Source organism: Arthrobacter sp. R-11, from assembly GCF_049913155.1.
In the GTDB taxonomy this organism is placed as follows: Bacteria; Actinomycetota; Actinomycetes; order Actinomycetales; family Micrococcaceae; genus Arthrobacter.
In genome coordinates, this window is record NZ_CP183979.1 from 1,987,908 (window position 1) to 2,011,056 (window position 23,149).

General features: G+C 62.7%; 18 protein-coding genes and 2 pseudogenes. 7 read left to right on the forward strand and 13 right to left on the reverse strand.

Annotation, left to right across the window (positions count from 1 at the left end):
• Positions 1-67: 67 nt before the first annotated feature.
• From ACN9M4_RS08990 to ACN9M4_RS09015, 6 genes and pseudogenes are all read left to right on the forward strand, one after another.
• A complete protein-coding gene (locus ACN9M4_RS08990) occupies positions 68-802 on the forward strand; it encodes an SDR family NAD(P)-dependent oxidoreductase (RefSeq protein ID WP_426303181.1) in 735 nt (244 codons plus the stop codon).
• Positions 803-904: 102 nt separating this feature from the next.
• A complete protein-coding gene (locus ACN9M4_RS08995; protein WP_426303182.1) occupies positions 905-1,465 on the forward strand; it encodes an Lrp/AsnC family transcriptional regulator in 561 nt (186 codons plus the stop codon).
• 14 nt (positions 1,466-1,479) lie between these two features.
• On the forward strand, positions 1,480-2,661 hold the full coding sequence (locus ACN9M4_RS09000) for a lyase family protein (RefSeq protein ID WP_426303434.1): 1,182 nt from the start codon (positions 1,480-1,482) through the stop codon (positions 2,659-2,661).
• A complete protein-coding gene (locus tag ACN9M4_RS09005) occupies positions 2,658-4,145 on the forward strand; it encodes an NAD-dependent succinate-semialdehyde dehydrogenase (protein ID WP_426303183.1) in 1,488 nt (495 codons plus the stop codon). Before ACN9M4_RS09000 ends, ACN9M4_RS09005 begins: the two co-directional genes overlap by 4 nt.
• Positions 4,146-4,437: 292 nt before the next feature.
• Positions 4,438-4,575: pseudogene (locus ACN9M4_RS09010) on the forward strand (pyridoxal 5'-phosphate synthase lyase subunit PdxS); the annotation flags it as partial.
• 400 nt (positions 4,576-4,975) lie between these two features.
• Positions 4,976-5,860 (forward strand): aldo/keto reductase, encoded by an 885-nt coding sequence (locus tag ACN9M4_RS09015; RefSeq protein WP_426303435.1) that lies wholly within the window; start codon positions 4,976-4,978, stop codon positions 5,858-5,860.
• A gap of 539 nt (positions 5,861-6,399) precedes the next feature.
• Here ACN9M4_RS09015 and ACN9M4_RS09020 read toward each other — a convergent pair.
• From ACN9M4_RS09020 to ACN9M4_RS09070, 11 genes and pseudogenes are all read right to left on the reverse strand, one after another.
• Positions 6,400-6,867 carry a molybdate ABC transporter substrate-binding protein gene (locus ACN9M4_RS09020; RefSeq protein WP_426303436.1) on the reverse strand — a complete coding sequence of 156 codons (468 nt, stop codon included), beginning with the start codon at positions 6,865-6,867 and terminating at the stop codon, positions 6,400-6,402.
• 930 nt (positions 6,868-7,797) lie between these two features.
• On the reverse strand, positions 7,798-9,393 hold the full coding sequence (locus ACN9M4_RS09025; RefSeq protein ID WP_426303184.1) for a 4-hydroxyphenylacetate 3-hydroxylase family protein: 1,596 nt from the start codon (positions 9,391-9,393) through the stop codon (positions 7,798-7,800).
• Positions 9,394-9,461: 68 nt separating this feature from the next.
• Positions 9,462-10,046 carry a flavin reductase family protein gene (locus tag ACN9M4_RS09030; RefSeq protein ID WP_426303185.1) on the reverse strand — a complete coding sequence of 195 codons (585 nt, stop codon included), beginning with the start codon at positions 10,044-10,046 and terminating at the stop codon, positions 9,462-9,464.
• A gap of 4 nt (positions 10,047-10,050) precedes the next feature.
• Positions 10,051-10,920, reverse strand: coding sequence for a catechol 1,2-dioxygenase (gene catA, locus ACN9M4_RS09035; protein ID WP_426303186.1), 870 nt, complete (start codon positions 10,918-10,920; stop codon positions 10,051-10,053).
• Between the two features lie 449 nt (positions 10,921-11,369).
• A complete protein-coding gene (gene catC / locus ACN9M4_RS09040; protein ID WP_426303187.1) occupies positions 11,370-11,648 on the reverse strand; it encodes a muconolactone Delta-isomerase in 279 nt (92 codons plus the stop codon).
• A gap of 21 nt (positions 11,649-11,669) precedes the next feature.
• The gene (locus tag ACN9M4_RS09045; protein WP_426303188.1) at positions 11,670-12,773 is read right to left on the reverse strand and encodes a mandelate racemase/muconate lactonizing enzyme family protein; all 1,104 of its coding nucleotides are present in this window, start codon (positions 12,771-12,773) and stop codon (positions 11,670-11,672) included.
• Positions 12,763-13,713, reverse strand: a complete 951-nt coding sequence (locus ACN9M4_RS09050) for a LysR substrate-binding domain-containing protein (protein WP_426303189.1) — start codon at positions 13,711-13,713, stop codon at positions 12,763-12,765. Before ACN9M4_RS09050 ends, ACN9M4_RS09045 begins: the two co-directional genes overlap by 11 nt.
• 443 nt (positions 13,714-14,156) lie before the next feature.
• Entirely contained in the window at positions 14,157-14,945 is a 789-nt protein-coding gene (locus ACN9M4_RS09055) for an NmrA/HSCARG family protein (protein ID WP_426303190.1), read from the reverse strand.
• A 371-nt stretch (positions 14,946-15,316) separates the two neighbouring features.
• Positions 15,317-16,112 (reverse strand): annotated as a pseudogene (locus ACN9M4_RS09060) (integrase core domain-containing protein); the annotation flags it as partial.
• 222 nt (positions 16,113-16,334) lie between these two features.
• Positions 16,335-16,640: a hypothetical protein gene (locus ACN9M4_RS09065; protein WP_426303191.1), complete on the reverse strand. Its 306-nt coding sequence runs from the start codon at positions 16,638-16,640 to the stop codon at positions 16,335-16,337.
• Between the two features lie 8 nt (positions 16,641-16,648).
• Entirely contained in the window at positions 16,649-17,182 is a 534-nt protein-coding gene (locus tag ACN9M4_RS09070; RefSeq protein WP_426303192.1) for an AAA family ATPase, read from the reverse strand.
• 115 nt (positions 17,183-17,297) lie between these two features.
• Between ACN9M4_RS09070 and ACN9M4_RS09075 the strand changes: the two genes are divergently transcribed.
• Positions 17,298-17,714 carry an AbiV family abortive infection protein gene (locus tag ACN9M4_RS09075; RefSeq protein WP_426303437.1) on the forward strand — a complete coding sequence of 139 codons (417 nt, stop codon included), beginning with the start codon at positions 17,298-17,300 and terminating at the stop codon, positions 17,712-17,714.
• Between the two features lie 588 nt (positions 17,715-18,302).
• On the opposite strand, the gene ACN9M4_RS09080 is transcribed toward ACN9M4_RS09075, so the two are convergent.
• Positions 18,303-20,603 carry a glycoside hydrolase family 3 N-terminal domain-containing protein gene (locus ACN9M4_RS09080; RefSeq protein ID WP_426303193.1) on the reverse strand — a complete coding sequence of 767 codons (2,301 nt, stop codon included), beginning with the start codon at positions 20,601-20,603 and terminating at the stop codon, positions 18,303-18,305.
• 219 nt (positions 20,604-20,822) lie between these two features.
• Entirely contained in the window at positions 20,823-23,147 is a 2,325-nt protein-coding gene (locus ACN9M4_RS09085; protein WP_426303194.1) for a glycosyl hydrolase family 65 protein, read from the reverse strand.
• Positions 23,148-23,149 lie beyond the last annotated feature (2 nt).

Consider the following 23,149-nt stretch of genomic DNA (forward strand, 5'->3'; position numbering starts at 1 on the left):
GGGCGGGGGTGTCCCCGCCCCGGTGCCGGCAACCCCACTCCTTACTAGCCATGAAGGAAGGTCTGTCTTGAGACTCCATAAAGCCACTGCCCTGGTCACGGGCGCCAACAGCGGGATCGGCCAAGCCGTGTGCTCCCACTTCCGCCGCGAAGGGGCACGCCTGCTGCTTACCGGGCGCAAAGAGCAGATCGACAGTGTCCAGCCGGAGGACGCCTACGTCCCAGGAGACCTTAACGACGAGGCCTTCGTCGAACACCTGGCCCGCGAAGCAGCCGAAAGCTTCGGCACCGTCGACGCCGTCGTGCTCAACCACGGTCTCCAGGTCGTCAGCCCGCTGACCGAGATGTCCTACGAGGACGCGAAGAACACGCTCCACAGCAACCTGCTGAGCTCGTTCCTGGTGTTGAAGCACTTCGCGCCGCTCATGCCCGCTACAGGCGGTTCGTTCGTCCTCGTCAGCTCACGCCTTGGCATGGTCGGCATGGCAGACCAGGTCCTTTACTCCGCGGCCAAGGGCGGGCTGATCATGCTCGCCAAGGGCGCCGCGATCGAGTGGGCTGAGCGGAACATCCGGGTCAACGTCGTCGCACCGGGCCTGACTGCCACTCCGATCATCGAAGCCTCCATCCAGCGCAGGGAAGACCCCGAGGCCTACCGCCGGCAGCGTGAGGGCCAGATTCCTCTTCAGCGCCTCGCCACGCCCGAAGAGATCGCAGACGCCGTCCTCTTCCTCGCATCCCCCGAGTCCTCCTACATCACCGGGGCCACCCTGCCCGTCGACGGCGGATACACCGCCTTCTAGCTTGCCCGCCCAAGGGGTCAGGCACGCCTACGAGGAAATGACACGGCCGAAGGCCGTGACGATCGCCTCATAGGCGAAGCGATATCGAAGCACTGGAGTGAAATGTCAGAACTTACTGCCGAGAGATCACGGCGGGACCTGGAATGCTTCCGGTACCCCAACGACTCCAGGGAGTGTGCCGATGTCAAGAGCACGGTACCGGCCCCTCTTGACCATATTGATGATGCGATACTCCGCGAACTAGAGGCGGATTCGCGGCTTACGGCAGATGCCGTCGCCGTTCGGATCGGGGCCAGCCCAGAAGAATGCGCGAGTCGTATTGCCGAACTGGAGAAGGCGGGCCACATAGGGGGCTACACCCTCGTGCGGGGCTACCCGGTCCCTGCTCTGCGCCCGACCTCTGCCGTGATCAGAGTGGTTCAAGACCACACACGCACAGGCGCGGACCTCATGCGCTCTCTGGACTACATCCCTGAGATCGTTACCGCGGAAGTCCTTCAGGACGACCGTTCCCTGCTCCTGCGGGTTCACGTCGAAGAGTCTGGCCGCATCGAGGCGATCGCCAGCGGGCTGCGAAGCCAGTCTGCTGTTGTGTCGGTGGATGTGAGCAGGACGACGATTGTTCCCTTTCACCCGCGGCACATGTCGAGACCGCCGTTGTGAGGCGATAGGACGTGATGAAACAGAAATTTACCCCCGGCAGAAGTAGGGTCGAGAAGGATTTGACCGGGGCCGGGGAGATTCCCTCGGATGCTTACTGGGGAATGCACACGCTTCGCGCACTCCAGAACATTCCGGTCACCGGCATCCGGCTCTCGTCGTACCCGGCGCTGGTGAAGGCGCTTGCCCTAGTCAAGCGGGCTGCCGTGCTCGGGAACTCGGACCTTGGCCTGATCAGTGAGGAAAAGAAGGAGGCCATCGTCCAGGCCTGCCGAGAGATTGAGCAGGGCCACCTTCTTGACCAGTTCGTCGTCGATGTCATCCAGGGCGGAGCCGGGTCACCCTCGGTCATGAATGTGAACGAGGTGATAGCCAACCGCGCCCTCGAGATTCTTGGCCACAATCGCGGCGCGTATGAGTTCATCCACCCGCTGTGCGACGTGAGTATGGGGCAGTCCACGACCAAGGTCTATGCCATGGCTGTCCAGATAGCGGCCATCATTAGCGGCCGCGAGCTCCTCCAGGCGATGGCATTTCTCCGCGGGCAACTGGCCCGGAAGGCCCTGGAGTTCGAGGGCGTCGCCACGATCAGCCGAACGGCGGTACAGGATCCGCTACCTATGACGCTGGCGCAGGAGTTCACGATGTACGCGGCTTTGGTGAACGAGGACGAACGAAGCATCCGGGAAGCGCTCGTCCCAGTCCATCAGTTCAGCCTCGGAGAGGCAGCCATTGCGACCGGCGCCAATACACACCAAGAATATGCATTAGCTCATTTGCGGCAGATTACCGGCCTGCCCCTTGAAACAGCCGGCGCTGACCCGGAGGAGTACGAAGACTGCAGTGCCTTCGTACTCGTCTCGGGGGCGCTCAAGCGAACTGCAATCAGGCTCTCAGGAATATGCAGCAACCTTCGGCTACTCTCCTCCAGATCTTGGACGGGGCTGGCGGATATCAATCCCGCCATTCCCGAAGCCGTCAATCAGCTCGCTTTCAAGGTCGTCGGAAACGATCTGACGATGGCGATGGCGGACGAAGGACAGGGGAAATCCAGCGTCTTCAAGCCAATCATCGCGCAGACCCTGCTTGCTAGTCTCGCCTACCTCACGTCCGGCTGCACGACCCTTGCAGAACACTGCATCAGCGGAATCACAGCCAATAATCATGTCCGCCCCCAAACCAAGGAGGAAAGCCGTTGAGTACGACATTCGAGACCGTGACGGAGTTGATCAGTCCGGACGCGGGAAGCGTCCAAGAAGCCGACCGGGTCATTGGTAGCCTGGCCCTCCCCGCGCACGGAATTGCCGTGCATGATCCTGCCACAGGGGAGACGATAGCCCACGTACGGGACGATGACGCGGAAAAGGCTCTGATAGCTGTCAGTGAGGCAGACCGTGCCGGCAACGCCTGGGCCCGGACCACGTCCCGCCAGCGTGCCGACGTGCTCCATGCCTGGTATGGCAAATTGATTGACCACGCAGAGGAGTTCGCTCACCTGATTTCCCGGGAGATGGGCAAACCGCTCGCTGAGGCCCGGGGCGAGGTCAAATACGGGACGGACTTCGTGCGCTGGTACGCGGAGGAATCCGTGCGGCCAGCGGGCAGCTTCCGTGAATCACCCGACGGTGCGGCCAACATTCTGACCCGCCGTTCCCCCGTGGGACTGGCAGTGCTGATTACTCCGTGGAACTTCCCGCTGGCGATGGCGACACGAAAGATTGCCCCCGCTCTTGCGGCTGGGTGCCCGGCAGTGATCAAACCAGCGACCCTTACTCCGCTGACGACGTATTTCGCCGTCAAGCTGGCTGTTGAAGCAGGCGTACCCGAAGACCTGGTGCAGGTCATCAACACCTCAGATTCCAAGGCGTTCAGCGAAGCAGTTCTCAGCGACTCGAGAGTCCGGAAGGTTTCGTTCACCGGATCAACCCCTGTCGGACGTCAGCTGCTGCAGTTGGCCTCGCGAAACGTGCTTCGAAGTTCCATGGAACTGGGCGGAAACGCGCCACTCATTGTCTTCGATGACGCAGACTTGCAGCGTGCCGTCGACGGGACGTTTGCAGCAAAACTCCGAAACGGCGGGCAGTCCTGTATTGGTGCCAACCGAATATATGTTCAGGACGGCATCGCGGATGACTTCGTCGCCGCCCTCGCAGAACGGTTCGAGCAGGTCACTGTCGGAAGCGGGCTTGGCAACGGCACCCTGCTCGGCGCGTTGATCGACAACCGAGCGGTAAACCAGATGAAGGCCTTCACCCGCAATGCCCTCGATCTGGGTGCCGAGCTGGTTACGGGTGGTCACGCATACGCCGCGGCGGGGCACTTCTTCGCTCCGACACTGCTCGACCGGGTCCCGGAAGAATCGGACGTCGCCACATCGGAGATCTTTGGACCGATTGCAGCGATTCAGCGGTTTAGTTCTGAGGCAGAAGTCATTACCCGGGCCAACGCAACAGAGTTCGGTCTGGCGGGCTATCTCTTCACCGAGAATCTGGACCGCGCATTCAACGTCGCCGACAGACTCGAAACGGGAATCGTAGGTATCAATCAGGGAGTGCCATCCAACGCCACCGCCCCGTTCGGAGGCATCAAGCAATCCGGGCTCGGACGCGAAGGCAGCTCCGAAGGACTCGAAGAGTACCAAAACATCCGTTTTTACAACGTCGCCCGGCGGGCCACGCCCTAAGTCCATAGCCGAAATTTCTTCCAGACTTCGGCGATGCGTTTCATGGCCTTCCCCAGATGTCGCAATAGTCGCCAGCCTGACGGGGCCAGCGATAAGGGTGGGAGCAAAATCTAACCTCCACCCATCCCCATCGACAGGGCTAGTGAAGCGCGGCAGAGTTCGTCCTTTGTTGTCTTCGGTCTGGCAAGCAGCGAATATACCGATCCCCGAAATACCGCGGATGCACCGATCAGGACTCGGGCAAACCTGGATAGAAAAGTCATGAATCACCTAGCTAGAAAGAGAGAGCAACATGACAGGTAGCTCGTCCACCCTCCTCACGGGCAGCAGCCGCGTGAAGCGGGACACGGCTGAGATGCTCAAGGGCGCCCTCATCATGGACGTTGTCAACGTCGATCGGGCCCGAATCGACGTTGATGCCGCTGCCATATGGTCGACATCAACGCCGATGAAATCGAACCCCTACCGCTTGGCCGAGAGCGGTTGGTAGGGATATCAGATGATTACCACGATCGAACCAGGGCGATATTTCCACGTCAGGGGGAGCACTCAAGGCCAAATTGATGAAGATCTGAATGCTGCGGTGGCGAGGGCTCGTGCTCATGCTCTCGAAGAAGGCTGGCTGGGCGTTCTCATAACGCGGCACGGACCGGATATCTACACCGTGGCCCTAAGCTCCATGGTCCCGCATGGCGAAACTTTCGAACGCGACGATTGTGTCCCTGCCGACACTGGAGCCGTCTTGTGACATCAGCCCTAGGGACCACACTCGTGCGACTGGCCGGCCCACCTCGTATCGCCACCTCGATTTCAAACTAAAGGTCATGATTATGGAACTTACCCTCAACAATGGCGTCACGATGCCGGCCCTCGGGCTCGGCGTCTTCCAGAGTCCGCCGGAGCAAACGACGGCGGCTGTCGAGGCCGCGCTGGCGGCTGGCTACCGCCACATTGACACCGCGGCCGCATATGACAATGAGCGGGAAGTTGGCGACGGCATAAGGAGGTCCGGCCTCGACCGATCCGATGTGTTCATAGAGACGAAGGTCTGGGTGAGCGATTACGGCTACGAGCAGACCTTGCACGCCTGGGAGAAGGCAACCGCCAAACTCGGCGTCGATTATCTGGACATGCTCATCCTGCACCAGCCCGCCCCGGACCGCTTCGAAAAGACCACCGCCGCATACAAGGCACTTGAGACCCTGCTCGGCGACGGGCGGGTGAGGGCGATCGGCGTTAGCAACTTCATGCCGCACCACCTAGAGCAACTACTCGCGAGGACCGACATCGTCCCGACCGTCAACCAGATCGAACTGCATCCCTACTTCACACAGCCGGCCGTTCAGGCAGCGAATGCAAGAAACGGCATCCTCACCCAGGCATGGTCACCGATCGGTGGCATCACTTTCTACCTTGGGTTTGGAGAGCACCGCAAGAAGAACGTGATGGAAGACCCGGCGATCGCCGCCATAGCCCAAGCCCACGCAAAGAGCCCAGCCCAGGTCATGCTGCGTTGGCACCTGCAACAGGGCCGCTCTGCCATCCCAAAGTCGACCAATCCTGCACGCATTGTGGAAAATTTCGACGTATTCGACTTTGAACTCAGCGCAGACGAACTTGCAAGCATCGATGCGCTCGACCTTGGTGTGCGCAATGGTCCGGACCCGGACGTGGCGCGGCTGGTTAACTTCGCAAGGGTGATTTCCGCGCCTTAGGGCTGGAGCCGTTCCTTAGGGCGCCACTTCAGAGAGGAAATCTTCAGTTCTGCTGGATGGGTTTGCCTGGCCGGGCTGGTCATGTCGTGCACTGCCAGACCAGCAATGGACGGTGGGAGGATCATTAGCGGAGAGAGGCAAGTCGATGCACTTGGTTCCAGGATTTTCGTTCGAAGGCTAAGTCCGTCGTTATTCGACGCCAAATATTCGGATCGCAGCGGCTGCGGCGGTCGACGTTGCCCTGCTTTCGGAGGGGTCGTCGGAGTCAAAGCGAGGGTGTGTGCACATTGTGCACACCTTGTCTGTCGGACTCGGCCGTACATCGGCCGGACTGGCCCGCATTGGGGATGTTTTTGGGGGAGTGGCGGATTCTCAGGGGCTCGAATGCAATTCGAGTCCCACCTCGGGCACAGGCCCTCCGCATGCTACGGCTGGGTTTGTGCGATTCCTCTTTCCGGTTTGTGTCGGGTTGGTCGGGGGTGGCCAACACCTGTTCATGGGTCGGGGGAGCGGGCAACGACATGACTTCGGCGATCTCGCTATGGGGCACCATGGGAGGCGGTGTCAGGGGTGCCCTCAGAGTCGCCTGGGCGCATTCGGCGAGCAAGGTGTGCCCAAGTGGCGGTCTTTTTTGTTACCCAACCACGTCGCATGTTCCTACTGCCGTGGTTATTACAGCTAGGCGACGGGAATTTCGAGGAGGGTCTGGCCGTAGGCTTCGTTGGCCTTTGCGGACGCAGGAATTCGATGAAGGCGCGCGCTTCAGCGTTCTCGACGGCTTCCAGCGCGAGGGCGGCGGAGAACTCGGTGTATTGCTGCACCTCGGCGGGGAACGGGCCGGCAATTTGGGCTCCTGGGACGAACAGCAGTTCACTGAGCTGCTGGATACCGACATCGGCACGGCCGTCGACGACGGCATTGGCGATGAAGCCCTTTTCGATGATGGTGGCCTTGGCGTTGATCTCGTCGGCGATTCTGAGGAGGTTAAGGAGCTCGGCGAAGTAGATGCCGCTGGCGCCGGTGACTGACTAGGCAACGGATCTGGCGTTGAGCAGTGTCTGAACGAAAGTGTCCATGGCGGAGATATCTGGGATATCAGCATCGGCTGGTACGGCGAGGCCGATGCCGCTGCGTGTTACGGCGCGGCGAGAGTTCAGGTCCACGAGGTGGCCGAGGCTGTCGAAGGCGCAATGGGAGTATCGGGAGCCATCGGCTTGGTGTTTGGTTCGCTTGACGCTCGGCGTGACTACAAACCTGTGGGGGCGGCCTGTTTGAGCGTTCCGCCGCCATTGTTTGCCGCTGGAAGACTCTCCTCAGGCACCCGGTGCCCTTGCCTCTTCCAACGGGGGAGCGCAGCCGGGGATTGCGCTGCACTCATTCATCAAAAGGGCGTTGACACTGTCAACACGTTTGGCTTCGGATCGGGTCCTACACGGTCGGACGGGGCCGTACTCGGGATGTTTTCCGGAGTTCCTTGTGTTTCCGGGGTCCGGAACCCGGTTCGACAGTGAACACCCTGATTCAACCACAAGGTTTCGACACATAGTTACGAGAATTGCCGGCCGTCACGGAACTTGCGCGATTCCCGGGAATATGGGGCCGGCCGCGCGGATGTCTGGTCGGTGAGACGTCTCGTATCCCTAGGGTTTTGGGACGTCCCGGTGTGTAGCGTTGAGGGCGTGGGTTCTTGCGGTGATTGCAACACTTAGCGGATGTGTATACGGGGAGGCCCGGATTCCGGAAACGGAACCCGGGCCACCCGCGCGGGGCTCAGCCCTCCGCAAGGTCCTCGTGCCACCAGCCTTCCCACGCGGACGAGCTCATTCGGCCTTGACTTGTATGCCCTGCGGGAGTCGGACGGCATAGCAGGTCGTATGCAGCGGCCGGGAGCCCGAGTGCGACAGCAGGCAGATGCCGCAGCCGATCGAGAATGAAGGTCACTTCCGGTGGTTCTTGATGAACAGGCTGACGTCCTCGTTGCCGATGAGGTCGGGAACGGTCCAGCCGTCGAGGTCGTACTCTGACATGCACTGCTCGGCGAAGCCCTTCATGGCGTCCGCGGTGCCGTTGGCCTCCGCGCCGAAGAACATCTCGGCCTTGACATTCTCGTGGTTGCCCGAGTAGTTGCGCTCGTAGAGCTCGTGCCGGCCGCCGAACTCGGTGCCGATCGAGTCCCACAGGAGCTTCATGAGCTTCACTCGGTCCACGGCCTCGATGCCGCCCGAGCCGCGCACGTACTTGTCGAGGTAGGGGCGGATCTCGGGGGTCTTGAAGTCGAGTGCACTCGAGTTGAGGTAGATAAGTCCGGAGGCGACGTCCTGTTCGATGATCTCCTTGATCCGCGGGTACCCGATGGCCATGAACATGCGGTAGGCCATGCCGTAGTCGAGCTTGGGCAGCACGGTCCCGTTGGGGCCGGGGTCGGGGTTGTGGACCATGCCGTCGATGAGGGCCCGGAACATGTTGCGCCAGCCGAGCACCTCGCCGACGCGGGTCTGGACACCGCGGAAGTCCTTGGTCCCGGCCATCTCGAGGGCTTTCATGAGCAGGCCTGCGATGAAGTCGAGCTTCGTTGCGAGGCGGATGACGCCTTGGAACGTGAACCGGTTGATGAACCCGGTCTGCGGGAAGAAGTTGTTGACCTTCTCGACGTCACCGTAGGCGAAGACGTTCTCCCAGGGGATGAGGACCTTGTCGAAGACGAAGACGGAGTCGTTCTCGTCGAAGCGGGAGGAGAGCGGGTAGTCGAAGGGTGTTCCCATCACTGCGGCCTGGTGAGAGTACGAAGCGCGGGAGATCAGCTTCACGCCGGGCGCATCCATGGGCACCGTGCAGATGAGCGCGAACTCTTTGCGCTTGATCGGCAGACCGTAGTGGGCGATGAAGTTGTAGTTCGTGATCGCCGAGCCGGTCGCGACGACCTTGGCCCCCGAGACGATGAGGCCCGAGTCGGTTTCCTTCTCGACCTTCATGAACACGTCCCCGACCTGGTCTGGCGGGAGGTGACGGTCCACGGGCGGGTTGATGATCGCGTGGTTCCAGTAGAGGACCTTCTCCTGCGACTCGCGGTACCAGCGCAGGGCGTTGTCCTTGAACGGCTCGTAGAAGTCGGGCATTCCGCCGAGGGTGCCGAGGAACGCGGCCTTGTAGTCGGGCGAGCGTCCGAGCCAGCCGTAGGAGAGGCGGGCCCAGGTCTCGATCGACTCGCGGTCCTTCTTCAGGTCCTCGATGCTGCGGGCGGCTCGGAAGTAGCTCATGGTCTGCCCGCCGGAGCCGGTGTCGGTCGGGGCAAGGAGCTTCTCCTGCAGGCCGGGAGTGTGCAGGGCGTCGTAGAGGCGTGCGGCCATACGGATCGAGTTCCGGAAGGCGGGGTGTGTCGTGACGTCCTTGACACGCTCGCCATAGATCCATACCTCCCGATCGTCTTTGAGCGAATCGATGTACTCGTCGCCGGTCATGGGCCTGGTCGTTGGCTTCGAATTGGACGGCGTTGTGGTGGGTGTAGCCGTGGTCTCGTCGATGAGCTCCATCATGGCTGGTCCTTTCTGGGCATGCAGAGGCGGGTTGGGGATATGAGGGGTCAAAGGAAGATTGAGGATAGTCAGCCGCTGTAGAGCGCTTTGAACGCCCGGGAGCCGGCGAACCAGCCACACTCCGGACCGTCGCCGGAGAGATTCCAGGGCGCCCCGTCGATGAGCTCGCCCATGGACCGGAACTTGCCGCCGTAGAACACGAGCGGCTCCGCGGTGCGGTCGTACTGGAGCGAGACGACTTCGCCGATGACGATGAGGTGATCTCCGCCGTCGTACACGTTCCAAGGGCGGCACTCCAGCGTGCCAGCGTTTCCGCACAGGACGGGGACTCCTCCGTCGAGCGCCCAGTGGGGGCCGCCGTCCATGGGCTTGCCCGCGAAGTGGAGGGCGACGTTGCGTTGGGCGGCGGAGAGGATGTTGATCGCGAACGGCGCGCCGTCGAGGTACTGCGCGGCCTTAGAGCTGCGGGTCAGCGTCACTTGCGCGAGCGGGGGCTCGAGGGAGACGGCCGTGAAGGCATTCACGGTTGAGCCGTGGGGAACGCCGTCAGGAGTGCGGGTCGTGACGACTGTGACGCCCGTGGCGAAGGTGCCGAAGGTGTGCCGGAGTTCGCGGCTGTCGATCGGCGCCGAGATGCTGAGCTGCTCGGTCATTGGCTCAGTCCTCGGGGTCGAGGCGGAAGTCGTACGTGGTCACTCGTCCCCTGCCGTCCTCGCGCTCGTGTACGTCGAGCATGAGCTCGGGCTTGACGGCAGAGGCGATGTCATCGGCGTTGTGCAGGTCTCCGGGGAAGTACAGCTGCGAGGTGATGAGCTGGTGGCCGGGCGCGGAGACCTTGAGGTGGATGTGGGCGGGCCGCCAGGCGTGCCAGCCGGCCGCTGCGATGAGCTGCCCGCATGCGCCGTCGGTGGGGATCTGGTAGGGGGCGGGTTGGACTGTGTTGATCTGGAAACGCCCGTCATCGTCGGCGAGGACGGTCCCGCGGAGGTTCCAGTCTGGCAGACCGGGGGCGAACTGGGAGTAGAAGCCCAGGTCGTCCGCGTGCCAGATCTCGATTTTGGCGTCCTTGAGCGGTTCGCCGTCGATGTTCGTGATCTGGCCTTGGAAGAGCAGCGGCGTCCCTGGCTCGTTGTCCCGCATGGGCAGGACAGCGGGGGTCTTCTGTGCGGGCGAGTTCGGCACATAGTAGGGACCTTCGATTGTGCCCTTCGAGCCGTGCCGGTTTGCGTTCGCGACCTCCTCGACCGAGTGCTCGACCCACACGTCGAGGAAGAGCGGCCATTCGCCGTCCTCGCCGACCTTGATGAGCCACGCCTTGAGGGCGTTGTACTCGTCGTAGGTCACCTCTTCTTCGAGGACGGTGTCGTTGACGGCTTTGATGACCCTGCCCGCGAGCCGCGCCACACGCTCCTGGCTCGAGGTTGCGCCGATCGTCTTGTTTGCCCGGAATCTGGCCGTCGCTCCGGCTCCGGCTTCGGCGGCGGTGCCAGTGGATTCGGAGGGGGTGGTGGGGGTTTCAACGCTCATGGTGACTCCTGTGTCGTGTATCACGTTGGGATATGTCTACGTTAGGCCGGTGAATTCTTAGGAGGGAAATACTTATTTCTCTGTGATTGAGACCTTCGGAATATTTATCAATCAACACAGTCCGGCCAGATCTGCCGCTCGGACCAGTGGTTCGTTTCAGGCGCGGGAAGGGTCTCGTGCGCCGCCGCTCCGCCGAGGGAGGCGTCCCTCATCCGCGCCGGGCGGCCAGCGCCGTCAACCGGCTGGAGGAGGCCACCGTAGGGAGGATGGTCGGCCCCGCGGCCGCTCACCCACCCGCGGTGGGTTCCGGATGCTGGTAGGCGCTTCATCGTGCCGGCCCTCGATTCATGGCTTACATCGATTTTCCTGGGGACATTTCTACGTTAGGTCCCGGCATTGATGTAAGTGAAATACTTATTTGTGCCTGATTGAGACGAGGGAAGTATGAATCATTTAATGTCGGAGGGGTGGTGGGCGAGCGGTGTGACGTGGATGTCCATGTAGGGGAAGAGCGGGAGGGCCGACAGGAGATCGTGCAGTTCGTCGTTGCCGGCGACGTCGAACACCGAATAGTTGGAGTATTCGCCCACCACTCGCCAAAGGTGACGCCAGCGACCGTCGCGCTGGAGGGATTGGGAGTAAGCCTTCTCGCGCTCCTTGATCTCCTCGGCGAGGGCGGGAGACATCTCGGGCGGCAGGTGGACGTCCATCCTGACCATGAACAGCACGGGGTCTCCTTCGAAGTCTTCTTAGGTGTCTTGGCGGTAGTGGGCGAGTTTGCCCTCGTCGATCTCGGCGCCCACGCCGGGGGCCTCGCGGACGCGGATAGCGCCGTCGCGGATCTCGATCGGCTCGGCGATGAGGTCGTCGGCCATGTCCAGGAAGTTCGAGAGCTCCCCGGCCCGGCGCTGGCTGGCCTCGTGCGAGGCGCCGAAGGTGACGGTGGCGAGGCTGCCGATCTGGGTGTCGATCTGGTTGCCCATGGTCACGTCGACGCCCAGGCCGGTGCACAGGGCCAGGATGTCCTGTGCTTGGGTGAAGCCGCTGCGGGCAGTTTTGATGCACACGGCCGTGCAGCCTCCGGAGATGAGCTCGCGGGCGACGTCCCCTGGCGTGGGGACGGACTCGTCGCCCACGATCGGGATGGGCGAGAGCCGAACGAGCCGGCGCCGGCTCAGCGCCTCTCCGGCGTCGCAGGGCTCCTCGAGCATCGACAGGCCCATTTCCTCGGTGCGGCGCAGCACCTCCAGAGCTTCGTTCGCGCTCCAGCCTCGGTTGGCGTCGAGGTAGATCTCGGCCTCCTCGCCCAGGCCCTCCCGAAGGACCCGGACCGCCTCGACGTCGAGGGAGAGCGGGCGGCGGCCGGTCTTGAGCTTGAACGTCGTGACGCCATACTCCTCGCGGAAGCGCAAGGCCTCTTCGAGAAGTTCGGACGCGGGGCGGAAGCCGAGCATGTGCGAGACCCGCATCTGTTCGGAGTAGCCGCCCAGGAGCTTGTGCACCGGGACGCCGAGGGACTTGCCGACCAGGTCCCACAGGGCGATGTCCACTGCGCCCTTGGCCGTGGGGTTGTTCACGGTCCGCGACATGACCCGCTGGGCTTTCTCCCGGTCGAGTGGGTCCAGGCCGATCAGCTGCGGGGCGAAGATCTCGCTTAGGACCGAGACGATCGAGGCCTGCGTCTCCCCATAGGTGTAGGGACGGGGCGGAGTGTCCGCGATGCCGACCAGTCCGTCATCGGTGTGGATCCGGACCAGGACGTGATCAGCCGCATGCACTTCCCCGCTGGCGAAGCGCAGGGGGTGCGCGTACGGGATGGAGTACGGGATCGCTTCGATGCGCTCAATCTTCATTGGCGGCTTCCTTTGAGTGCGAGGGGCGGAGGACTGCGACTGGTCGCCCGCCGTGTCGGGCATGAGGTTCGGGGACGGTGTCGAAGAGGTCGAGGAAGCGGCGCACAAGCTGCGTCTCGCTGCCTACGCGCCACGCGACGGCGAGATCGACGAGTGGCGCGTTCCGGATCGGGCGAAAGACGATGCCTTGGAACGTGAACATGTGAGATGTCATGGGGACGAGGGCGACGCCCATGCCTGCCGCGACGAGCGAGAGGAGCGTGGAAGTTTCCGCTGCTTCCTGCACGACGTTCGGGGTGAATCCCTCGTTCCGGCAGGCCTCTCGGAAGATGCGGGTGACCACCGAGTCTGTCGGGTAGCCGACGAAGGCCTCGTCAGCGAGCTCTGCGAGATCGATCTGGGCATGCTCCGCCCACGGGGATGCAGCGGGGAGCGCCGCGACCAGTCGATCCTGTTCGAGGAAGGCAAGCGCGATCTCTGGCGAGTTCACAGGCGGGCGGAGGACGGCGACGTCGAGCCTGCCCTCCTCGAGGTCTGCCACCATCTGCGGGGTGAGCATCTCGCCATGAACGGTGAGCTTGAGGCCCGGGAGCTCGCGGCGGACGTTCTGGACGAGGGGCGGCAGGAGGCGGTAGGTCGCGGAACCCGACAGTCCGATGCGCACGACCCCCGCCGCGCCGGCCCCGACTTGGGCCACATCGGACTCGAGTTCTTCGAGGTCCTGGAGGATGCGCCGACCTCTGTCGAGCAGGAGCTCGCCGGCCGGCGTGAGCTCGACCTTGCGCGTGGTGCGCTGGAAGAGCGGCGTGCCCAGCTGCTCCTCGAGCTGCTTGATCTGCTGGGACAGCGGCGGCTGGGCCATGTGAAGGCGCTGAGCGGCTCGGCCGAAATGCTTCTCCTCCGCCACTGCGATGAAATAACGCAGGTACCTCGTCTCCATCGGAGCCTCCTCGGATGCCGATCCCGGCTCGCGCACGCCGCCGCCGATGGTTCAAGAGTAGGCAGGAAGGTTGAGTAAGGAGAAATATCCAATTCGCTCGGATTGAGACGTCAATCATATCAATTCGCGACACGCCAGGACCCCGTCAGGCCTCGTACCCGACGCCTCCGGCAGCAAAAGCCTGTGCCGACCTTACGGATTTGAGGCGCTGAGGTTATGAACTTTTTCTATTCCGGCAGCTCCGAGCCGTCAGGATCCCTGAATCCGCAGGCTCATTTGTCCTGCCAAGGGTCGTGTGGGCATTGTCCACACTTGAGGCTGCTTTTTCGCGCTCGGCTGATCGCCGTCGAATCACTCCTCGCTTTCGCTCCCAGCAGGTAGGCCAAGCGGCAGCCCCGCAGTCTCCGCGGTCCGGTGCTGCTCAGCACCGCTCACTTTGGCCGTTATATCAACCATTCCTTAATGGTCCGGGCCTCCGGCAGGACCTCGCGCGTTGCCTGCGTACTCATGTCGAACTGCCCGGTCCGCAGCCATCGCCACATGGTGGTGAGGTCCTTCCCCACGAACCGTTCAAACAGCTTCTCCGGCATCGGCAACCCACGGGGCTTTCGTCCGGTCCGCTCCTGCCACAGGATGCGGCACTCGTCTATTGACCGCACGTCGGATGCCAGTCCCAGCACCGCGCCGCTCCACCGTTCGGGGTCGGTGAACATCCGGGCGGCGATGCCACCCAGATCGTCAACGCACAGCCAGCCCACCGGCCGGGTCGGGCCCATCAGCTTTGGCATCAGGTGCCAGGTGGAAAACTGTGGGTAGAAACCTTTGTCCGTCATCAGTTCCATGAACGCCATTGGCCGGAGCACGGTGAGCGGCAGTCCGAGTTCGCGAAAGCGCCGGGCGATGACCAGCTTCGAGTCCCAGGAGCCGACGCCTGTCGGCTGGTCGCTGACTCCTGCCGCCCCGTACACCACGTGGCGTATGCCCGCTTCAGCTGCGGCCTCCGCCACGTTGCTTCCTTGCCGGACTTCGGCGTCGATCCCACTGGTCATGGGATTCTGGACGTTGAAAAGCCCGTAGGCCCCTTCGAACGGTGTCCGAAGAGAGCCGGGATCCTCGGTGTTCGCTTGCTGAACCTCAGCGCCGAGCGCGCGCAGGGCCTGTGAAGCGTCGCTGGACGGATTTCGGGTCAGGGCACGCACCTGCCACCCGTCTTTGAGGAGGTGGCGGACCACGGCCGATCCCTGCCGGCCGGTCGCACCGACCACTGCCACCACACCCGGAGTGCCCCTGCCCGAGGAAAAAACCATAGCTTAGTATCCCATTTGGGCCGAGGATTTGACCTGGGACGGAAGGAACAGCCCACGCCCCGTCCGGACGGATGTGAGCGCCGGTTACGAGAGGTTCTCGAGGATTTCATCGGCGGCTCGGCGGCCGGAGCGGATGGCGCCGGTGGTCGCGACTGGGCAAAAAAGAAGTGTGAACAATGTCCACACTTTTCACCTCAGACTTGGTCGTACAGCCATCGAATTGGCCCGGATTCCGTAGGTTTCCGCCTCTTCCCAGTAATAACAAGGCCCGGAATCCCGTTCGAGTCCCATCTCGGCTACGTGTTTCCCAGTTCAGCGGCCGGTTGGCCGCTGAGTGTGGACAATATGTTCACGAAAAGGGCCCCTTCGGGGGCCCTTTTCGTGTCCCGATGCCTCGACTTCTTTCTGAGTTCCCGGATGATCTCTCCGGTGGTGATGTCGCTGATGGTGGCGTCGGTGTCGTGGATGAGCATCAGGATGTGTGTTCCGGCATAGGCGCGGCCGATGCCGATGTGGCGGAGCCGGCCGGCGTAGCGGAGGCTGAGTTTCCCGGTTTTGTCCACGCGGTCGAGGAGTTGGCGCCAGTGGTCTCCTTGTTTCGCTCCGGCGGGACCTGCTTTGGGGCCCGGTGGGGCGTTCGTGGTTGTAGATGTGCCGGAACTTTCCCAGTTGCTCGCTCAGGTCTGCCAGGGTGTGGGCGCGGGGCTGGCCCGTGAGCCACTTCTTCAGGGTCTGGTGGAAGCGTTCGATCTTGCCCTGTGTCTGGGGTGGTTCGGGTAGCCGTTTTTCTGGGTGATGCCCAGGGCGTGGAGCTGGTGTTCGAAGGCGTTCCGGCCGCCCCTGCCTCCGGCGAGGCGGGTGGGTCTGGTGTGCTTCGAAACGGTGCAGGGATGCCTTGGGGCGTTTCTTCGGTTCGGGCTGATCATGCCTGCGCTGTGCAGGATGCGGCGGATCGTGGAGGTCGAGGGGGGGAGGGTGGCCTTCACGGTTCAGGTGCCAGGCGATGGTGACCGGCCCGGCGTCCAGCTAGGCGGTCCCTAGTTTCCGGCGCAGGGCCAGAACGCGGGTCCTGACTGTCTCGTTGGTGCGGCGCGTACGCAGCTCTTCAACGCATTCACGTCGATGAGGCGCAGGACATCGTCGTAGTCACCCGCGGCGGCACTGCTAGCTATCTCATTGCAGCCTGGATAGGACTTCCTCTCACTGATGCCGGTTATGTGAAGTTCAAGGTGTCGGCCGGCAGTATCACCCATCTTCGAGAGGACGACTTCTTTCATGACCGGCAGGTGTGGTGACTCTCAACGACATCAGCCACTAGGGTGAGCGACCACTCAGCCGGCGGGTCAGGTGCCAGCCACCAGCGGGCGAAACGATGGCCTGTGGTGTGGACCCGGCGCTGCTGAGCTGCCGGTAGCGGCTGATGTAGCGCTTGAGACTGCGGATGATCTCTTTCTTTGTTCGCCCTTTGCTTGTTCGTTTCGCCACGTAGTCTTTGGTGGCCAAGTCCCTGTTCATTCTGATGAGGGCGATGGTGTAAATGGCTTTGCTGAGTTGGCGGTCGCCGCCGCAGGGGGTTTGCGTATCCCGATCCCCCAGCAGTAACGCCCGTTTGGCATCCACGATCTAGTTCAGGAGACGTCCCTGTCCTGCCATCCCACGTCATTCAGCACTACATTCAACGCCGCCTCTACGCTTATGGTCTCGTCGAAGACAGCTTCGTCCAGGCCTGCGACCAGATCTTCACTCCGATACCAAGACGCGACCTGCTCTTCTGAAACTTCGCCGGCGAGTTTCTTGGTGCGATGCCGACGAAGCGTCTCAGGTAGCTCCAGGTTGTAGTAATAGCAGCGGGTAATGCGTAGATGGTCGCGACAGAGATTCGCGAGCATTTTCCCATAGCTCTCAGAGTGCAGGATGCCTTCGAGCACCACGTGCAGCCCGTTGTCCAGCGCGAACCGGGTCGTCATGTCGATCAAGGGAACACTCAGCGCACCCGGATGGTCGCGAACGTGCAGGATCTCGCGTCGCAAGACGTCGTGGCCGATGATCGCTACGCCTCTCGGACGCGCTGCCCGGATCGCATGAGCCAACTGCGACTTCCCGCTACCCGAGTTGCCTCGAATCACAATCAGGCGAGTCTCGGTAGATCCTGTCCTGTTCATTAGTAGGCGCTCTCCGTATCTCTGCATTGCGTGGTGCGCGCGGACCGCCTTTTGAGCCACGTAGCCCGCCCGACTGCAGCGGCGAATAGGTGACGACCGGGAATCCTGGGAGCGGATCTGGCGCGAGCAACGAGAAAAAGCTGAGTCCGCAGGCAAAGAGGCGAACCTTCTCAAACAGCGAGGCTTCTACGTCGATCAAGGAAAAGACGGATCAATCCAAACACCCGCAGACACCGAGCAGGGAGCACTCGCCCAAGACCTCAATGCGGCAGCTCAAGTCATCGAAATGCTCTTGATCAAAGACCACATCCGCATGAAGCACGATTCCACAGGACCCTATGACGGGAGGCATTCCACTCAGTTCAGATTGCTCCCGATATCCCACCCAGAAGACTGCGGCTGCAAAGCGAAGGACTTCGAGCGGCAGCCAACGGAGCTCTTATATCCGGTTTCCCTAGCCCACTTTCGGCCATCGTGCCGAGACTGGCGGTGGCGTGTTCAACCCACCTCCAGACCTGCGGACCCGCCGTGAGCTTGCCCCTGTATGAGCCCATGGCTACGCAAGCTGGGCCTGATCCCAGCTGCCACGTCTGATAAATGGCTTGATATTCGGCACCGCTGCTGTCCATTTGGATAGCGACATTGGTGACGGTCTGAACGAGCTGAAGGCCCGATGTGTTAGGCGCGCCTGTTTCGATCAGGGAAACCTCGTTTGCTGATTCGGTGCCTTCGACGTGGAGGAGGGTATCTTTCAACAGCTCGGCGAGGAATTCTCGGTCACGGCAGGAAATACCAAACGCGAGAGCTGCAAGGAGATTGTCCACATGTTGTCGAACGACGGCTGCGTGCGTTGCGGACTTATCCATTCCCTTACGTACCGGAGACAGCAGCACATCTGCGAGCCCTTGGCGCGGAAAGCCGGAAGGTGGAAACGCGACCATGTTCGCCTTTCAGAGTTGTCCTCCCTGACCGGCGATCCTGGACCACCCTAGGGAACTGGGCGAAAGGACCTGTCATGTGCTGGCATGTCGAGGATTGTTAGAGAGTGGGAGGCGGTAAAGGACCACCTCCCACGGGCGGAACGGGTGTCAGATAAAGCTCAACGGATGCGCGCTGGTGCTTACTCGGTTATCCGGAACCCTGCCTTGAGCATGTGCGGGTCGCGGGAGCTTCGGCCCACGAGAAGGCTGAAGGCTCCTGGTTCGACGATGCGGTGACCGTCTTGGTTCACCAGTGAGCAGGTACTGGCCGGAAGGGAAAGTTTCACCTCGACGGATTCGCCCGGGGCGATGTGTGCTTGGGAGAAGGTCTTCAGCTCGCGTTCGGCCCAAGTGACGCTGGTGACCAGGTCTGCCAGGTAAACCTGCACGGTTTCAATTGCCGGGCGTGTTCCCGTGTTTGTGAGGGTCACTGTGGCTTCCACCTGGACGTCAGCCGTTACCGTTTCGGAGTGCAGGCGGAGGTTGCTGTATTCGACCGTGGTGTAGCTGAGTCCGTGGCCGAACGCGAACAGGGGTTCCTGCGAGAGGTCGGCGTAGCGTTCACCGTGCTGCCCCCGGACCTGGTTGTAGTAGATCGGGAGCTGTCCGGCATGGCGTGCGAAGGATATCGGCAGTCGTCCGGCGGGTTCGATCAGGCCCAGGATCAGTTCAGCGACGGCGCGTCCGCCCTGCATGCCCGGGTTGAAGGCTTCGATGATGGCTGCAGCGTCCAGAACGGACTGGGGCAGGACGGAGGGTTTTGATTGGATAAGCACGACAATGACGGGCACACCGGTTTCGACGAGCCGTTCGACAAGTTCGATTTGACCGCCCTGCAGTTCCAGGGTTGCCGTTGATTTTTGTTCCCCGGCGAGGGCGACGGTGTCGCCGATGACAGCGACGACGTAGTCGGCGTTTCTGGCGGTGGTGACGGCTTCCTCGAGCATGGCTTCGTCGCTGCCGGCAGGGGTGAAGAGATTCGGACGGGGTTGGCCGTCGTTGAGAGTGGGACCTGCCGGATCCGGGATCTCATGGCCGATGTCCGCCCCGCGGGCGTGTGTAACGGTCCAGTCTTCAGGGGCGATGCCGCGAAAGCCATCGAGGACGGTGGTGGTCAGGTGCCGCGGGTGGCCGTCGGGAAGCCAGTCGATCTGGCCGGAGGCGCCGGCCCAGTCGCCGAGCTGCGCGTGGGGATCGTCGGCGTTTGGTCCGATCACGGCAATGGTTCGGGCCTTGCCGGATGCCTCCGCCCGTCCGCTGTCACTGGCGGTCAGGCCTCCGGCCAGCGGGAGTGTGCCGTCGTTGGTGAGCAGGACCAGCGCCTTGCGGGCAAGGTCCAGGTTAATTTGCGTGTGGGCGGCGGAACCGATGACTTCTGCCTGCAGCTTGTCGTCCGGAATGCGGGGATCTTCGAAGAGACCGAGCTCGAATTTGAGGGTGAGCAGCCGGCGGACGGCGTCATCGATCAGGGCCTCGTCGAGGTCACCGCGTGAGACGGCTTCCTGGGCTCCTTCGAAGAACTGTGGTGTGGTCATGACGAGGTCATTGCCTGCCTCGACGGCGACCTTGGCCGCTTGGAGGTTATCGGCGCAGACTTTTTGTTCCCACACCATGCGGCCGACATTGTCCCAGTCCGTGACCAAGGTGCCGGTGAAACCCCATTCGCCTTTCAGGACCTCGTTCAGAAGCCACTTGTTGGCGGTGACGGGCACACCGTCGATGGCCTGGTAGCCAAGCATGAATGTCCGGCATCCTGCTTTGACGGCTTCCTGGAATGGGGGCAGGAACCAGGAGCGGAGCTTGCGGCGGCTGAGGTCTGCTTCGCTGGCGTCGCGTCCGCCCTGGGTTTCGGAGTATCCGGCGAAGTGCTTCGCGGTGGCGAGGATTGCGGTCCGGTCAGCGAGCCCGTTGCCTTGATATCCGCGGATCATGGCTTGTCCGAGGGCGCCGATCAGGTGCGGGTCTTCGCCGAACGTTTCGTTGACGCGGCCCCAGCGCAGATCGCGGCTGATGCAAAGGACGGGTGAGAAGGTCCAGTGCAGCCCGGTGGCGGCGACTTCCACTGCTGTGGCGCGGGCCCCATGTTCGACAAGGGTTGGGTCCCAGGTGCAGGCCATGGCCAGCTGGGTCGGAAAGATCGTGGCACCTGGCCAGAAGGAGTGCCCGTGGATGCAGTCATCGGCCATCAGGAGTGGGATCTGCAGCCGTGTGGTCAGGACAAGTTCGCGTGCTTCCACGATCCGTTCCGGGGAGGCGTGAAGCAAGGAGCCTACGAGCTTCCCGGTTACCTGGTCTTCGAGGTCGCCGCGGGCGTCCAGCTGCAGCATTTGGCCGACCTTTTCTTCCAGAGTCATCCGTTGGAGAAGATCCTTCACCCTTTCCGGGATGGGCCGCGTGGGGTTGGTGTAGGGGGCTGTTTGAAGGTCGCTGAGCGTAGACATGGGGTCTCGTTTCGTGTGGCAGGTCGGCTGGTCTGGGGAGTGTGAAGGTGGGGGTTTCGCCGGTGGTTATCGAGTTTTCTGCGGTGCCCAGGGCGGCGTCAGCGGATTGCAATCCCGGCCCGGGCGGCCTTGTGACGGTTACGGTGCTGCCAGCCGTCGTGTACCCGGGTGCTGCCGGGACCCGGGTACACGCCTCAGGCATCAGGGTCGATCCGCGGTTCAGGATTCCGTGGATGCCGACAGCCCAGCGAGCGTGCTGGTGGGCAGCAGTTCAGGCTGGCGGGTCGGCACGGTCAGCGGATCCCCGTGACGCAGGGGATGCATCCCGCTTGGGACTTCCACTTTCATCGGCAGACCTGCGGTCAGCGTGATCGTGGTGTGCTCCGGGCCGATTGCGATGTCGAATTCGCGTCCCTGCCACAACATCCGGCGCAGGGTAAGACTGTCCAGCTGAAGCGGCAGAAGCGGATCGAGCCTGAGCCGATCCTCACGCCAGCGCAATCCGCTGAAACCGTAGAGGAACACTTGCAGGAAACCCCCCTGGCCTGTGGTGAACGTGAACGCGCCTCCGTGACGTCCTTCGGCAAACTGGTTAAACGGACCGCGCATGAACGGGTCCACGCTTCGTCGCATAAATTCGTAGGACGCGGACCCGGACGTGCCCAGCGCGGCATGGCCGATGGCGTGGATAGAGTCGGTCATGGACGGACCGCCCGGGTCGGTCCGGTGCACGTAGTAGTCGAGATTGTTCCGCGCGACCTCGGCAGGCATGGGGTGCTCCCAGGGATACTGCAACATCACCACGTCGGCCTGCTTGATGGTTTCGCCTTGGTAACCGTCGTACTGCGGATGGATGCCCAGATCCTCGTCGAAAGGGATCCGCAGCCCGTCAGCAACCCGGTCCCACTCCGGGGCTGTCGGCATGCACATCACTTTCGCCGCCCGGGCGGCGATCCGCAGCGTTTCGGCGGCGGCGACGTTCGTGTAGACGCTGTTGTTGACCGGGGAGTGGTATTCATCCGGGCCCATCACCTGATTGATGTCGTATCCGCCAGCATCATTGGGAACGGCGGAGCTCATCCAGAACTCCGCGGCACCTTCCAGCACCGGCCAGGCCTTCTCGGCGAGCCAGGTACGATCGGCGGTGGCGAGGTAGTACTGCCAATGGGCGAGTGCGACGTCGGCGGTGATGTGATGCTCAAGGTCAGCCATCTCCCAGCCGGGTGGAGTCTGTTCGTCACCTCGCAACGCGCTCTCCCAGGGGAACCGGAGACCTGCGAACCCGGTCCGCGTCGCATACTCCTGAGCCGCGGCCAGGCGCTCTTGTCGGTAGGTGTTCACGCCCACCGCGATATCCGGATGCTGGGCCAGCAGCGCCGGATACATCCAGGTCTCGGTGTCCCAGAAGATGTGCCCGTTGTAACCGTCGCCGGACAGGCCGCATGGTGACAGGCTCCAGTTCACCCCGGCGCGCGTGCTTTCGAGCAAGTAGAACATGCTCGCGCGGACCTGTAGTTGCAGTACCGGATCGCCTCCAACCTCGATATCGGACCGCCACAGGTCCGCCCACGCCGCTTCGTGTTCGGCCAGCAGCTCGCAATACCCGGTGTCCGCCGCGGCCACCACGGCGGCGCGGGCAGTCGACCACGGGTCTTCGCAGTCCTGGGAGCTGGCTACTCCGACATACTTGGTAACCGTGTATGTAGTTCCGGCTTTCACGTCGAAGGTTGCCTGAACACCGGCCGATTGGAGCTGGCCCGTACCGAATTCAGTGATGTGCCCCGTCACTTCGGCTGGCAGTTCCAGCCGGGACGCGAGAGTTGCGCTGATCCCTGTGCCGATGGTGGTGACCGTCTCGTATGATTCGGCTGTCGCGCCGTCGTAGCCTCTGCTCGTCCGTTCGGTCAGCCCTGCGCCGGTACCGTCGAAGATGCCGGTTACACGCGCGCCTCCGCTCCAGTGCGGGGTGAAGGTGAGACGGACCGCAGCAATCCGTTGCCGGGCCTGGTGAACCATGACCTGGTAGGTGAGATCGGTGCTGCGGCCCGCCGGTGAGGCCCACGTCGCCTGGGTGGTCAGGAGCCCGCGCCGCATGTCCAGTGTCTGCCGGTAGTTGCTCACGGTTCCCTGGTCCCCGTGACCATCTTCACCATCCGGCACTGACGAGGGCAGCCGGCCGTAGGTGCCTGACTCGTCAGAGAAGGCCAGTGTGGACCATGTAGGGATGCCCGCGCTCTTCTCGACCGGGCCGCTTTGGGCGTAGAACCCGGCCAGATGCGCTTGAGTTTCTATCGGCGTCGTCGCGTAGCCCATGCCTTCCGCCGGAACCCGGCCACTGAAATACCCGTTGCCAAGGAAGGCTGGCCAATAGCCCTCGTCCGTTCTGGTCGTGCTGAGCGTCCACCCGGTGTCGGCCGGGGACTGTTCGATTACACGGGTATCGGGCTGCCGCTCGTCACGCCCGGCAGGTACGGGCAGGCTCCGCGCGGATGTCGGCACGTGCGTGAGGTTTGGCTGGTCGGAGGGAACTCCATGGGGGGTCATGC